The organism is Streptosporangium sp. NPDC002524 (assembly GCF_040295985.1).
Taxonomy (GTDB): Bacteria; Actinomycetota; Actinomycetes; order Streptosporangiales; family Streptosporangiaceae; genus Streptosporangium.
In genome coordinates this window covers 1-13,652 of the sequence record NZ_JBEOWK010000023.1, presented here as the reverse complement: position 1 = coordinate 13,652, position 13,652 = coordinate 1, and the positions used below count along the sequence as shown (strand labels likewise).

The following is a 13,652-nucleotide window of genomic DNA, read 5'->3' as shown; positions in this document are numbered from 1 at the left end:
GATCTCGTCCAGACACTAAAGGGCGCCGTCGCGGCCCGCCAGCCTCCGGGGAACACGAGCGACCACACCGGGAGGTTCCGGGGGAACGCGGTTACGGGTGGGCCGTCGCTTTCCGGCGCCGGCCCACCCGTCGTGTCACACACTCACCCGCTCACCCGCTCACCCGCTACCAGGCACCCATGACGAGGCGTCCGTCGACGGGGCCGAGCGCGAAGGGGCTGGGAGAGGAGTACCACTTACCGGCGTAGGAGCCGCCGTTCTTCCAGACGTGGAAGCTGAAACCACCATCGGGATCCGGATACGCCGCCACGATGTCGGCGCTGCCGTCACCGTCGACGTCCCCGGCCGCGACGCGGTCACCCGTCGCCGAGATGGTCCAGCCCCCGGACTCGTAATTCGTCGAATGACTGAAAGCGGACCCGCTGGAGGCCCACCGCCAGATCGTCATGGTGCCGTCCCCGTCATCACGCATCATGGCGGGCTCCGCCTTGCCGTCGTTGGTGAAATCAGCCACCACCAAACGCCCACCAACAGGCCCCAGAGCGAACGAACCAGGAGACGAATACCACTTACCCGCGTAAGAACCACCGTTCTTCCAGACATGGAAACTGAAACCACCATCGGGATCCGGATACGCCGCCACGATGTCGCTGCTGCCGTCACCGTCGACGTCCCCGGCCGCCACCCGATCACCCGTCGCCGAAGTCGTCCAACCCCCGGACTCGTAGTTCGTCGTACGACTGAAAGCGGATCCGCTGGAGGTCCACCGCCAGATCGTCATGGTGCCGTCCCCGTCATCACGCATCATGGCGGGCTCCGCCTTACCGTCGTTGGTGAAATCAGCCACCACCAAACGCCCACCAACAGGCCCCAGAGCGAACGAACCAGGAGACGAATACCACTTACCCGCGTAAGAACCACCGTTCTTCCAGACATGGAAACTGAAACCACCATCGGGATCCGGATACGCCGCCACGATGTCGGCGCTGCCGTCACCGTCGACGTCCCCGGCCGCCACCCGATCACCCGTCGCCGAAGTCGTCCAACCCCCGGACTCGTAGTTCGTCGAATGACTGAAAGCGGACCCGTTGGAGCTCCAGCGCCAGATCGTCATGGTGCCGTCACCGTCGTCACGCATCATCGCCGGAGCCTCGACTCCTCCCCCGCCCCCTCCGCCGACGATGTTGTCGTAGCGGATGGGTGTGTAGAGGCCGGCGTAGCTCGCGGACCAGGTGCGCGAGATGGTGCCCGCGCTGCCGGTCTGCTCGATGACGACCGGCTGGGTGTGGGCACTGTCCCCCCACCGGACGAACAACGCCACATGGTTCTCGGACGGATCGCCGGTGTGCCGCAGGAGCGCGTCCCCCGGCTGCAGGCTGCTCCGGGAGATCGTGGACGCCCTGTCCATCAGGTTGCCGGTCCAGAAGGCACTGCCGGATCCGCCAAGGCCCCACGCCATCGAGACGAATCCGGAACAGTCCGTGCGGTAGTCGCCGTACGAGTTGCGGTAGCACCTCGACTGGCTGTAGGGGATGCCGACGGTCAGCCAGCTGCGTGCCCGGGTGAGCGCCTGGCTCCGGGTCATGGCCTTGTCGGCGCCGTTTTTGTCGCAGGGCACGGGTGTGGTCGTGACCGCGAACGACCGTGCCGGTCCGTCCGTCGGCAGGCCGGGATACTCCGGCAGCGGCGGGTCTCCGGGCGGCGGCTCCCGCTCGGCCGAGGTGACGGCCGGACGGGTCGCCTCGGCCGCCGCGGCCGGTGCGGAGACGGCGACCGTGCCCGAGGCGATGACGGTGACGGTGACGGTGACCGCCAGCATCGCCCACAGACCGCGGGACCGGAGAAGCGTGTTCCCCGAATGATGTGTCATGACGGGAGCTTCGGTCGTGCCGATCCAAATACGATCCAAACCGGCTCCAAAGGTTGCGACGCGATGAGCCGAGTCGATCCGCGCCGCGCTCGCCGCCGCGGTACGCGGCGCAGCCGCGGCCGCCACGGCCACCGCGGCCGCCTCGGCCCCATCCCGCTGACCTCTGGTGAATCGCCCGCCGCCAACCCGCTCTACCGGCCACCCCCTGCCCTTCCTGGCACCTCACCTGAGATGGGACGGAATACGGCCTGCCTCGGGTGCGGGGCGAGACCCCGCCTGAGGCAGGTCGTACGGCCACGGTGGTCGGCTCACCCCTCGTACCAGCGCCAAAGTTCTCACCGCTGGGTCGTAACGATCGGAAAGGAAGGGTGAAGGCAGCGGAAATGCGGGTGTGTGCGTCGGAGGGGGGCCGAAGGTGGAGGTGTCCCGGTAGGACCGCTCCTCTGGAGGTTTCGATGGTGCGACGCAAGGCGAACGACGAGCTGAACGCGGTCGAGTCGCTGAACATCGCTTTGCAAGCTCTCACGATCTTTCATGGCTATGTCCAGCAGGCTGATGCCAAGCTGGCCACGGTGGCCACCGTCCATCTCGGATTCACCGCGGTCGCCGCCACCCAGGCCGGTGACCTGGGCCAGGCGTGGAGAAGCGGTTCGCCGCCGGCGGTCGCCATGGTCATCTTGGTTGTGCTCTTCGCGGCCGGGTGCCTCGTCGCCGGGCATCATCTCGTCGCCGCCCTGCGCCCCCGCCTCACCAAACCGGCGGGACCCAACAGGTTCGGTCTGATCCGGGCAGCGGAGGTGCCCTCGCCCGCCAGTGCGGCGGAACAACAGCGCGAGGCGTGGTCGCTGATCTCCACTCTCGCTGACGTCGCGCTGCGCAAGCACGAGCGGATTCGGCGCAGCCTGCCCTGGATGGCCTTGATGCCCTTCGCCATCGTCACCTGGCTGGCGCTGACGGCCCTGACCGGCTGATTCCCTTCAGACGGAGGGGCACCTTCGGCGCGAGGGCGTGAGCCGTGGCCGTGCGTTAGGAGACCTCTTCCAGGGGAGCGAACAGGGAGTCGGGGCCGGCCGCCGGCAACGGGATCCCGAGTCGCTCGAAGGCCTCGCGCAGTGCGCTGTCGCTGGCGAGAACGAGATCGTAGACATTCGCCGACCGCTGGGCGTTCACAATCTTCGCGACGAGAATGAGAAGTTTCTCGGCGTCCTCCCGGCGGGCGTCGAGCATCTGCTCGAAGATGTCGGCCGTGTCACCGGGGTTCTCGGTCAGTCGTATGGCGTAGCGGGCGAACGAGCTCTTGGTGACTTCGGACAGAAGCTCTTCGTAGACCTCGCTGGATTCCTTGAGCTTTTTCACTCTTAGTTTCGTGGCCTCTGCCCGCGCTTCGATCTCGTACATGTTGATCAGATGAGTGCGTCTGATCATCTTCACGTCCTCGGGCACTTCGAGTTCGGCCTTCGCGCTCCAGCGGAAGACGATCGCGCTTTCAGCGCGTGACGCCGCGGTGAGGCGACGATCGAGAACCTCGTTGACCGCTTTTTCGGCCGCGCCCGGCTCGAAGATGGAGTGGTCGCGCGTCGTGGCGCGGACCGTCTGCCGCACGAGGTCGCCGACGCAGTCGACCTCTTCCCGGTCTGGGGTCCATGCGCCGCGTCTGCCACTGGGCAGCCAGGACAGGCGCACCGCCACGGTGAAGTCGAACCCCTCCCCGAACGCGGGTGCGCTGAAGGTCAGGGCGTCGCTCACTTCGGGAAGTGAGGGTTCGGGGGCGGCGTTGAAACGCTGGATGAGGAACGACATCGGTCAACCGTCCTTCAGGATGCGGGTCAGATGGCGAAAGAGCGGAACGGAAACGGTCTTGTCGCGCTGCCACAGCAGCAGGTAGAGCTCGTAGGTGCGGCGCAGCCGCAGGGGGCCTGACCTGCCGGCTTCGAAGACGCCTTCGAGGACCGGTCGCAGCGACGGGCGCTCCTCCCACTCGCGCACCCAGTCGGTGAACAGCTGCCACAGCCGGCCGGCCAGGCCCGAACCCCGCCCCGCCATCTCGTCAGGAGACAGGCTCAGCTCCAAAGAGCCGGTCCACAAGGCGATCAGGTCGTCATCCGTGGAATGGTCGAGCAGGGCCGGGCGGGTGCCGTTGTGGCGTAGCGGGCTGAGCCGCGCGAGCGCGAGCGCGGCGGCGAGCCGTCCGCCGAACGCATCCGCGCGCGCCCACAGGGCCAGCTCCGTGGCGATAGGCCGCGCGGTGTCGGTCCCGTAGATATCGGCGATGGATCGGGCCACGGCATCGCAGAGCCAGTAGCTTTTCGTGGTCAGGGTGATCACGCGGAACGACTTGAACACCTCATCGATGTTCTGCGTCCCCGTTCGCGAGCCGTAGGCGATCGCCGCGGTGGTCCGCCGCTCATAGGGGCCGATCTCAGACCATGTGCGAAGCAGCGCGTGCACCCGGTCTCGTATCTCCGGATCACTGGCCGCGGCTTCCAGCGCCCAGGCGGCGAGCTGCTTCGGTCCGATCTTGGAGGAGCGGCTCCATCCGTCGAGGAACTCTTTGTCGATCAGGTCGAAGTCGCAGGTCGCGAGCAGGCCGACCGCGTGCGCGACCTTGATCCGCACATGCTCGTCGCCGCTTTCGCCGAGACGGCGCAGCCAGGCGTAGAGGTGTTCGCGAACAGCCGGCAGCTCCTCCCAGATCATCGGCAGGAGCAGGGGGGCGAGCTCGTCGCGCAACTGCAGGCGCCGCCCCGCGCCGCGTCGATCGCCCTGCACGGTGCTGATCCCCGAGTAGCTCAGCCAGGTGCCGAGCCGCTCCCAGATCGGAGTGTCGTCATACTTCTCGCTCTCCTGCCTCCCGTCGAGAATCTGCCGGGAAAGACCGAGGGCTGCCTGCGAGACGACCGGTTCGGGCAGGCCGTGCAGCACGGCACTGCTCACCAGGAAGCACCGGCCGAATCTCGTCGGTTCCTCGTCGAAATGCCGGTGAAACCGCGTGCGGGTGAACAGCGGCTGAGCGTTCAGCACATCGGCTACGGCCTGGTTCTGCCGCACGCCGTTGGCCAGTTGCTCGGCCAGCCGCAGCGCGTCGGCCGGCTGGCAACCCGACAGCCGGCCGACGATGTCATGCTCGTCCAGCCCGTGCGCCTGCCAGGCGTCCGGATCGCTGAGCAGGTAGGTGAAGGTCTTTCGAAAGACCTGGTCGGCGGCGGGCGGCACGTGGTCCACCACGCGGTGGGGAAGGTCGTGGCCGGGACCGGTCAAAACGACGATGCGGCACTCACGGCGCGCCGCCACGGCCGACAGGTAGTGGGCGGCCTCCTCCAGCTGTGCCGTCCAGGAGCTTTCGTCGGCGACCAGAAGGTAGCCGACCCCTGTGTCCAGGTGACTCCCGTCAACGTGGATGGGCTCACCTCTGATCATCAACCGGTGACACGACTGGGTGACCTCCAGCAGCGCGGCGATGGCGGTCATGGTCCTGCCGGTGTCGCGGGGGCCGCGCAGCAGCAAAAGGGGCTCATCGACCAGCAACCCGGCCAGCCGGGCCTGGGATTCGGTGGGAACCAGGCAGGCTTTGAGCCGTTCCAGGTGCTCTGCGATGACCGGAACGCTTTGCACCGGCGGGCCGTCGGACGAGATGACGTTGTAGAGGTCGCGGCCGGCGCCGTAGACCTGGGCGTGGTCGCTGGCGTGGTTGACGGGGCCGCCGAACCAATCACGCCCTGCTGTCGCGTCCTGGCCGGCCTTGAGCTTTTGCAGGCTGGCCAGCCGCAGTCGCAGGTGGTTCTCCTCCTGTCGGATGCGGTTGGCCAGCGCCTCGTCTTCCTTCCGCTCATGATGGCCGCCACGCTCATCGTCGTCGTCCTGGTCTGAGCGGCCGCGCTCGTCGTGATCGAATGTCTGCGCCGGCTCCTCCGCCGGCGGAGGCGTGTTCTCCTGCCCGTGGGCCTGCGCGGCGGGGGCTTCCGGCTCAGACGCGGACTCACTCATCGAGAGGGCCTCCCCCTTCGCCGGTCCCCGCCGAAGAAAGCGTCCCTGCCGCCCGAGACCACGACGCCGTTGCCGCTGGCGGTGTTGGTACTGCCTCCGTAGTAGTCGCGGCCGGCGCTGACCTTGCCGGACCGGGTGCTCTCCTCCGCCTCCCCCATCTCCTTGTCCGCCTTGGGGTCGACGTCGTACTCATCCAGCTCGGAAAGCCGGTGCACGTTGTGCCCGGGAAGATGGACATAAGCGCGGTACTGCTGGGACTTGGCCTTCACCTGCACGTGACGGAAGTCCTCCGGGGAGGGGCCACCGTAGCCCTGCCCGACGAAATCCTCGAAGATCCGATCCGAAACGATCACCCCGAGGCCGGCCTGCGGGCACGCGCTCATGGCGGCGCGCAGCGGATCGGCCCCCACCAGCCGCCCCGACTGCACGGCATGGCCGCCCGGCGACCCGGCCGCGCCGTCCACGTGGATGTGCCCGCCGTGCACGGCCAGGCGCAGCCGCGTGCGAAACCGTCCCTCGTTGACCGCCTCGACGCCTTGGGCAAGAGCGGTGATGAAGGGCCCCAAGACAGCTGTGGTGTCGGTCCCCGGCGGCAGAACGGTGAACTCACCGTCTCCCTGCGGCTGGCGCTTCCAGTCCAGAAGCGCCAGTCCCGCCGCCCCGGCAGCCAGGTCGAACAACCGGATGAGTGTCTTTTGCAGTTCCACCTGGTCGCCGTCGCGGCGACCTCCATAGTCCTCGACGTCCGACGTGATCATCAGACGGTATTCCCGTTCGTCGGGCATGTCATCAGGCATGTGCCCCTCCCAGCTTCCCGGCCCTGCGGTCGTGTGACAGCGTCGATTGTGCGGACGATCGGCTTTCGAGAACCCGGATTAATAGGGTTTCGCCGGATGATTTCCTGGAGGGATCGGAGCGAGGTTTGCGAAAGCCGTCAATCCTGGAAGATCGGTGACGATCACCCGTCGATGACCGGTGCGTACCAAGCCTCGCGCCGACAGAGCGCGCAGGATCTTTTGGACGGTGCTCTCCTTGGCACCGATCAGGCCACCGAGTTCGATCTGGGTCAACGGGACGCCCAGGTCCACACCGTCAGGGCCGAGGCGGCCGTGCCGGACGGCCACGGCCAGCAGTAGCCGGGCCAGGCACACATCGCTGCTGTATCCGGCGAACTCCAGTCGACGCTGGTTGGCCCAGCGCAGCCTGTCACTGATCAGGGTGCTGAGCGTCAGGGCGGCGGAGGGATGGCGCCGCAGGAACTCCAGGAAAACCTCGCCTTTGATCAGTTCGGTGACAGTCGCTCCGCACGTGAGAGCGGTCGCCGAGCGAGTCGAGCCGTCCAGCACGGCCATGTCGCCGATCACATCTCCTCGCACTCGCACCGCGAGTAAAGACTCTCTGCCGTTCTCCGTACGCGCGGTCACCTTGACCAGGCCGTGGATGACGACGAAGACGAGGTTTCCGGCATCGCCCTGGTGGACCAGCGCATGATCAGCCGGGTATGTCCGGGTGACCCCCAGCGTGAGCAAGGCTTGCCGGGATGACTCCGGCAGTCGTTCCAAGAACGTTCCCGACGGCCAAGGGGATGCTCCTGGCGAAGCCGGAACCCGCCGCATGAAAACCCTCCCGGGGTGCAGGGCGAACACTCTGCCAGCGCGAACATGCTATCCACGAAAAGAGTTAACGATGCCTTTCCTTCATAACGGATGCCTCTATCTGTAGATATCGGGATTCCTTTTTGGGAATCGCAGCTTGTTACGCCTGTTTCTTCGCAAACGAGATTGATATGGCCGGTTATTACCGTCAGCTACTCTCGTCCGTTACCTCCGCACCACAGGAGAGGGTGTATCCAGCCAATGACGTATCTCGATCTTGAATGATTATCGGATGGTCGGGGTCAGATCGGGGGCGTCGGTCCCGGCACATTGGTGCGGGCGGGAGAGACCTCCAAAACGTCGGGCATGCCCTGGATGTGTTGAAGGTCTCCCCCAGGGCCTACCAGCTCATCCGGACAAACCGCAGTGACCATCACCCGCCTGTCAGGCTCGCCGAGTGATCTCTTCTCCGTGGTCGCATCTACGGTGGCCATCACGGCGACGACGCTTCACCTCGCGAACGGCGCGACGAGGAAGAGAACCGCGATTGGCGGGTGCCGGTGGCCTGGAGGCGGCTGTTCACCGATGAAAATGCCATTGCGGAACACTCATTTGACTGGGCGGCGAAGTGCCGGGCCGGCTCGAACCAGGGCGCCCTGCCGTGATTGCTTACGGCGGGTTTCCCTGGCGCGATTGACCCGGCACCCCGTCCCGCACCATGCCATGAGGCGGATTTCCGGAAGTGGAACGAGCCCAGCACCTATATGGCCGTTTTCGCTCTGACCGCCAATGAGATCTCGCCCCACCTCCGGTTAACCGTGCGGGCTTCGCCGGAGAACAGCGGTGGCTCCGCTGAGGAGGTGGGGCGGGGTGCCCCGGTCTCGATGCTCGTCTACCGTGTCGCGCATGGACCTCAGCGCCTATCGCGGATACTTCCTGGACTCGGTCGTCGTCCACGCAGGCTCTGCCGCCAGCACTGCGACAATCGGCCTCACGAGCGGAGCCGACGACAGCGCGATCATCGAGCTGTTCGGCGTCGTCCATGTGACCATGGACAGCCCGGACGCCGGGGGCGACTTGATTGACGAGGCCGTTGTAAGGGATCTGCCGAGGACCGGAGCCTGGCCGGCCGAGGCCCGTCACCTTCTTCACCTTCACAACAACGACAGCGAGCTGGTGTGGCTCAAAGTGATCGGTCCCCGGAAGGTCGAGATGGTGGCAAGGAGGCTCACCACCGAACGGCGAAGTGGGGCCAGGTCTCGGACGAACACGAATCCACCCCACGGCGGTGGAGTTCCCGGCCACGCGGATGGGGCCAGAACGCGCTCTCCCGGTTAGTACGGTCCGCGCCCAGCGGTGGTCAGCCGTTGTCCTCCCCCGGCGTCTCGGGGGCGAAGTGCTGCACCCCGAACGCGATGGCCGCGTCGAGGTCGTCGCCGCTGGTCCCCCAGGCGGCCTAGACCGCGGGTCCCCAGGCGTGGCAGCCGCGGGTGGCGAACTCCTTCGCCTCGGGGGTGTCCTCCCAGGTCGCGGGGTCGAACGCGGTGCCGTTCAGGAACAGGTCGAGAGCGAGCAGGGTGAGGTCCCAGCCGCCGCCGATCCCGATCGTGCCGCCGGGGCCGTAGGTGCGTACCAGCTCGTCGACGATCTCGGCGGGAGAGGCGTGCTCCAGCTCAAGGACGGTGCCGCCGTCCTCACCGCGTGCCAGGCGGACCTCGACCTCGGTGTCCATGCCCTCCCCGAGGGCCCAGGTCACCTTGATCAGATGGGGTTCCTCGCAGCGCAGGATCGTCCCGCCGGCGTTGCCCTTGAGCTGGAACGTGCCGCCGGGCCGCAGGTCACCGTCGATCGGGGCGAGCCAGCGGCCGATCCGGTCGGCGTCGGTGCAGGCGCTCCACACCTCCTCGATCGGGGCGTCGTAGGCGCGGCGCAGGAGCAGCGACCGCCCCGCGCCGGTGGCGACCGCGAGGTCGCCGATCTCCCGGTGGGTGGCGTTGACCTGGTTGACGATGTCGATCACGTGTCTTCCTCGTTCCTCGTTGAGTTCCCCGAGTTCCCCGTTGAAAGGGGTCCGTCCGCGGGCGGCGTCCCGGTGGTGTTCTCGCGCGGGTCCCGACCCCGATCCCAGTCCCGACCCCGACCCCGGTCCTGGTGCTCGCGCCCGCCGCGCGCGAGCTCGGTGCCCAGCGCGTCCAGGCGCCGGCTCCAGAACCGGCGAAAGCGATCCGGCCAGATGTCGACCTCCCGCGGTGGTATCGGTTCGACGGCGTACAGGCGCCGGGCGTCGTCCGCGCGGACGGTCACGAGACCGGAGTCCCTCAGCACCCGCAGGTGCCGCGACACCGCCGGCCGCGAGATCCCGAACTCCGCCCGGACGATCTCGCCGACCGCGCCCGCGCCCTGTTCGCCGCCGGCGAGCAGCTCCACCATCCGGCGTCGTACGGGGTCGGCGAGCGCCTCGAAGACCTGCACGGCAACGAGAATTTCACTTGCAGCTTATATAAGTCAAGCATTAATTATCATCGTGCCCGGAGTCGTCCGCGCTCACCGGCCAGTTGCGGAGCGCGACGTCGAGCGTGTCGAGCACCCGGCCCCAGGACTCGTCCGCGCCGCGCGGATGATGGCGGAAGCCGCCCGCCCGCTCCAGGCTCACGAACCCGTGGAAGGCGCTGCCCAGCAGCCGGACAGCGTCGGTCTGGTCGGGCTCCACCAGCGAGTAGCCACGCAGGATGGCGCGCATCATGTCCGAGTGCCGCCGCGCCGCGCTCGCCCTCGCGGTCTCCGGGTCGAGCTCGACCTGCGCCGCCGCGTACCTGCCCGGATGCTCCCCCGCGTAGTCGCGGTAGACGTTGGCGAAGGCGACCAGCGCGTCCTTGCCCGCCCGCCCGGCCAGCGCCGCCGCGCCCCGGTCGGCGAGCTCGGCCAGCGCCAGCACGGCCACCCGGACCCGCAGCTCGTGCGCGTTCCTGATGTGGGAGTACAGGCTCGCGTCCTTCACCCCGAACCTGCGCGCGAGCTCCGAGACGGTCACGTTCTCCAGCCCCACCTCGTCGGCCAGCTCCGCCGCCGCCTCGGCCAGCCGTTCGACGGTCACCCCGGCACGCGCCATCAACCGTTCTCCTTATCCTAGGACCTCTAGGAAAATACATAATAGTTTGCGATCTGCGTATATGGAAGCTAGCTTTTCAGCTATGAGACCGATTTCCGAGCACGAGATCCGCGCCTCCTTCGTCAACTGCACCAAGGGCGAGGTCAAACGGCTCGCCGTGCCGAGGGATCTCGACGCCCGGCCGTGGGAGGACCTCGACTTCCTGGGCTGGCGGGACCCCGCGTCCCCCGGCCGCGCCTACCTGGTCGCCGAGCACGGCGACCGGCTGGTCGGGGTGGCGCTGCGCCGGGCCGCCCCGCACGCCGGGCACGCGCGGCGCACCATGTGCTCGCTCTGCCTGACCACGCACACCGGCGACGGCGTGGCGCTGATGACCGCCCGCCGGCCCGGCGGCGACGGCGACTCCGTGGGCGCCTACATCTGCACCGACCTGGCCTGCTCCCTCTACCTGCGCGGACAGAAGGACGCCGGGCCCGGCGGGCGGATGCCCGAGTCGCTCACACTCGACGAGAAGATCGACAGGACCGCGGGCAACGTGACCCGGTTCCTGCGGAAGGTGACCCAGTGATCGACGTCCCCCTCACCCCCGGCCTCGTGCGCGGCGCGCTGGAGCTGGAACGCACCGGCCACGGCCTGCTGCCGCACCGGCTGCCGGCCCGCGCCCGCGCCCAGTTCCCCGACGCCTACCTGGCCGCCGTGGAGGCCCAGCCGTCGGGGGTACGGCTGGCCTTCCGCACCCGCGCCACCGCCGTCGAGCTGGACGTGCTGCCGACCAAGGTCGTCCACCCCGGCCTGCCCGAGCCGGAGGACGGCCTCTACGACCTGCTCGTCGACGGCCACCTGACCGGCCGGGGCACCGCCGCCGTCACCGGCCCGCCGGTCCGCGAGAGGACGGCCCGGTTCAGCGGGCTGCCCACCCCCGAGAGGACGGTCCGGTTCACCGGCCTGCCCGACCACGAGAAGGACGTGGAGATCTGGCTGCCGCTGCGCGAGATCACCGAGCTGGTCGCGCTGCGCGCCGACGCCCCGCTCACCCCTGCCTCCGGCGCGGGCCGCCGGGTGTGGCTGCACCACGGCAGCTCCATCAGTCACGGCTCGGCCGCCGAGAGCCCCAGCACCACCTGGCCGGCGCTCGCCGCCGTCCGCGCCGGGGTGGAGCTGGTCAACCTGGGCCTGGGCGGCAACGCCCTGCTCGACCCGTTCACCGCCCGCGCCATGCGCGACACCCCCGCCGACCTGATCAGCGTCAAGATCGGCATCAACCTGGTCAACCACGACCTGATGCGCCTGCGCGCCTTCGGCCCCGCGGTGCACGGCTTCCTCGACACCATCCGCGAAGGTCACCCCGGCGCGCCCCTGCTGGTCGTCTCGCCGATCCTGTGTCCCTTCCTGGAGGACACCCCCGGCCCCATCGTGGCGCACTTCGACGGCGGGCGGCTGACGTTCCGCTCCGTGGCCACCTCGCCGGACACCGTGGACGGACGCCTCACGCTCACCGTCATCCGCGACGAGCTCGCCCGTCTCATCGCGAACCGGGACGACCCGAACCTGCACTACCTGGACGGCCGCACCCTGTACGGCGAGGCCGACCACGCCGAGCTGCCGCTGCCCGACGAGCTCCACCCGGACGCCGCCGGTCACCGCAGGATCGGCGAGCGCTTCGCCGCCGAGGCGTTCGAGGGCCATGGCCCGTTCGCCACCAAGGGGTCCGCCTGACGGTCCGGCGAGCCCGTCCGGCCTCCTGGCCGCCCGACGCCGGGGACGCGGACAGCTACCGTGTGATCACCCAATCCGGTGAACGTACGTGGTCACGGCGCCGGGACCGGGAGACCGCTACCGGAACCGCCGGTAGTCCTCGGGGATCGGGATGTCGAACCGAGCGCAGAGCGCCGGGACGTCGGCCCAGTCTCGACGTCCGGGGTGGTGGATCCGGTGTCGGTGGTCAGCGACCGAGCGGGCCTTCGGGCGGCGCGACGGGCAGGACGCAGGACAGGGCGCGGCGCAGCGTGGTGGCGAAGGACTCGGTGTTGCCGGGCTCCAGCCAGTGCCGACCCGCCACGCGGATGGCACCGGCGACCGCGGCGGCCGTGACGGCGGGGAACAGGTCGCGCCCGGGGTCGGTGCCGGTGCGCGCCGCGATCGCCTCGGCGAGCGGCCCCTCCGCCATGGTGAACGCCCTCAGCGCCTCGCCCTCCAGCTCGGGCGTCGACATGATCATGCGCAGGCCGGCCTTGTCGGGCTCCGGGTCGGTGTAGAGCTCGATCACGGCCGCGACGACGGCCCGGCCGAGCGGCTCGTCGGCGGGCCGCGAGCGCAGTGCCTGCCCCACGCGCCTGGACTGGTCGGCCTGGAAGGCGCAGATCGCCTCGGCCCTGCTGGAGAAGTAGTTGTTGTAGGTGCGGGGCGAGACCCCCGCGGCCGTGGCGATGTCGTGGACGCGGACGAGGGCCAGCCCGTTGGGGCCCTGCTCGATGGCCAGGCGCAGCGCGGCGTGGCCGATCGCCTCCCGGGTGGCCTGGCTGTTGCGTGCCCGGAGGTCCATCGCTTCGTCGTTCACGCGGCAATCCTATCGACATTGCGTAGCGCGCACTATGTGCGTGACACGCAAGTTGTGAGTAGAGTGCGGTGGAGCGCCTGGCACTCACGCCTGGAGAGTGCCAACCCCATGGCGTGTGCCGGGACGGCGAGGTCCTTCGGCGGGTCGGCCGCCCGCCGGTGGGCCGTCCGTCGCGGGCGCCGTCCCGGAGAACCTCGTTAAGAACCGTCGAGAACCATCAAGAGCATTTGAGAGCCATCGAGAATCAGGAGCAGGAATGACGTCGAAGATGATCGCGTTTAACGAGGACGCCCGGCGCGGTCTCGAGCGTGGCATGAACCAGCTCGCGGACGCCGTCAAGGTGACCCTCGGCCCCAAGGGCCGTAACGTCGTGCTGGAGAAGAAGTGGGGCGCCCCCACCATCACCAACGATGGTGTCTCCATCGCCAAGGAGATCGAGCTCGAGGACCCGTGGGAGAAGATCGGGGCCGAGCTCGTCAAGGAAGTCGCCAAGAAGACCGACGACGTCGCGGGCGACGGCACCACCACCGCCACCGT

14 protein-coding genes are annotated in these 13,652 nt (G+C 68.5%); 5 read left to right on the top strand and 9 right to left on the bottom strand.

Annotated features, from left to right (window positions below; all coding sequences use genetic code 11):
• Positions 1-166 precede the first annotated feature (166 nt).
• Positions 167-2,002 (bottom strand): C40 family peptidase, encoded by a 1,836-nt coding sequence (locus tag ABT053_RS32265; RefSeq protein ID WP_350974173.1) that lies wholly within the window; start codon positions 2,000-2,002, stop codon positions 167-169.
• A 323-nt stretch (positions 2,003-2,325) separates the two neighbouring features.
• Here ABT053_RS32265 and ABT053_RS32260 point away from each other — a divergent pair, with 323 nt between their 5' ends.
• Positions 2,326-2,841 carry a Pycsar system effector family protein gene (locus ABT053_RS32260; protein WP_350974170.1) on the top strand — a complete coding sequence of 172 codons (516 nt, stop codon included), beginning with the start codon at positions 2,326-2,328 and terminating at the stop codon, positions 2,839-2,841.
• A gap of 55 nt (positions 2,842-2,896) precedes the next feature.
• Here the strand turns inward: ABT053_RS32260 and ABT053_RS32255 are convergent, their stop codons facing one another.
• The 4 genes from ABT053_RS32255 to ABT053_RS32240 form a co-directional block, all read right to left on the bottom strand.
• The gene (locus tag ABT053_RS32255; protein ID WP_350974168.1) at positions 2,897-3,670 is read right to left on the bottom strand and encodes a hypothetical protein; all 774 of its coding nucleotides are present in this window, start codon (positions 3,668-3,670) and stop codon (positions 2,897-2,899) included.
• Between the two features lie 3 nt (positions 3,671-3,673).
• Complete coding sequence (locus ABT053_RS32250) at positions 3,674-5,854, bottom strand: hypothetical protein (protein ID WP_350974167.1); 2,181 nt, start codon at positions 5,852-5,854, stop codon at positions 3,674-3,676.
• Positions 5,851-6,651 carry a hypothetical protein gene (locus ABT053_RS32245; protein ID WP_350974164.1) on the bottom strand — a complete coding sequence of 267 codons (801 nt, stop codon included), beginning with the start codon at positions 6,649-6,651 and terminating at the stop codon, positions 5,851-5,853. Before ABT053_RS32245 ends, ABT053_RS32250 begins: the two co-directional genes overlap by 4 nt.
• A 78-nt stretch (positions 6,652-6,729) precedes the next feature.
• Positions 6,730-7,416 (bottom strand): Crp/Fnr family transcriptional regulator, encoded by a 687-nt coding sequence (locus ABT053_RS32240; protein ID WP_350974161.1) that lies wholly within the window; start codon positions 7,414-7,416, stop codon positions 6,730-6,732.
• 939 nt (positions 7,417-8,355) lie between these two features.
• Between ABT053_RS32240 and ABT053_RS32235 the strand changes: the two genes are divergently transcribed.
• Positions 8,356-8,787, top strand: a complete 432-nt coding sequence (locus tag ABT053_RS32235) for a hypothetical protein (RefSeq protein WP_350974159.1) — start codon at positions 8,356-8,358, stop codon at positions 8,785-8,787.
• Positions 8,788-8,905: 118 nt separating this feature from the next.
• Here ABT053_RS32235 and ABT053_RS32230 read toward each other — a convergent pair whose 3' ends face one another.
• The 3 genes from ABT053_RS32230 to ABT053_RS32220 are packed head-to-tail and all read right to left on the bottom strand — an operon-like array spanning position 8,906 to position 10,558.
• Positions 8,906-9,469: an SRPBCC domain-containing protein gene (locus ABT053_RS32230; RefSeq protein WP_350974156.1), complete on the bottom strand. Its 564-nt coding sequence runs from the start codon at positions 9,467-9,469 to the stop codon at positions 8,906-8,908.
• Entirely contained in the window at positions 9,466-9,921 is a 456-nt protein-coding gene (locus tag ABT053_RS32225) for an ArsR/SmtB family transcription factor (RefSeq protein ID WP_350974154.1), read from the bottom strand. The genes ABT053_RS32230 and ABT053_RS32225 overlap by 4 nt, the downstream gene beginning before the upstream one ends.
• 40 nt (positions 9,922-9,961) lie before the next feature.
• The gene (locus tag ABT053_RS32220) at positions 9,962-10,558 is read right to left on the bottom strand and encodes a TetR-like C-terminal domain-containing protein (protein ID WP_350974151.1); all 597 of its coding nucleotides are present in this window, start codon (positions 10,556-10,558) and stop codon (positions 9,962-9,964) included.
• 82 nt (positions 10,559-10,640) lie between these two features.
• On the opposite strand from ABT053_RS32220, the gene ABT053_RS32215 reads away from it, so the two are divergent.
• Positions 10,641-11,126, top strand: coding sequence for an FBP domain-containing protein (locus ABT053_RS32215; RefSeq protein WP_350974148.1), 486 nt, complete (start codon positions 10,641-10,643; stop codon positions 11,124-11,126).
• Positions 11,123-12,274 carry a GDSL-type esterase/lipase family protein gene (locus ABT053_RS32210; RefSeq protein ID WP_350974146.1) on the top strand — a complete coding sequence of 384 codons (1,152 nt, stop codon included), beginning with the start codon at positions 11,123-11,125 and terminating at the stop codon, positions 12,272-12,274. Before ABT053_RS32215 ends, ABT053_RS32210 begins: the two co-directional genes overlap by 4 nt.
• Positions 12,275-12,500: 226 nt before the next feature.
• Here ABT053_RS32210 and ABT053_RS32205 read toward each other — a convergent pair whose 3' ends face one another.
• Positions 12,501-13,115 (bottom strand): TetR/AcrR family transcriptional regulator, encoded by a 615-nt coding sequence (locus ABT053_RS32205; protein WP_350974144.1) that lies wholly within the window; start codon positions 13,113-13,115, stop codon positions 12,501-12,503.
• Positions 13,116-13,371: 256 nt separating this feature from the next.
• On the opposite strand from ABT053_RS32205, the gene ABT053_RS32200 reads away from it, so the two are divergent.
• Positions 13,372-13,652, top strand: a 281-nt coding sequence (locus ABT053_RS32200) for a TCP-1/cpn60 chaperonin family protein (protein WP_350974142.1), incomplete at its 3' end; no start/stop codon positions are given.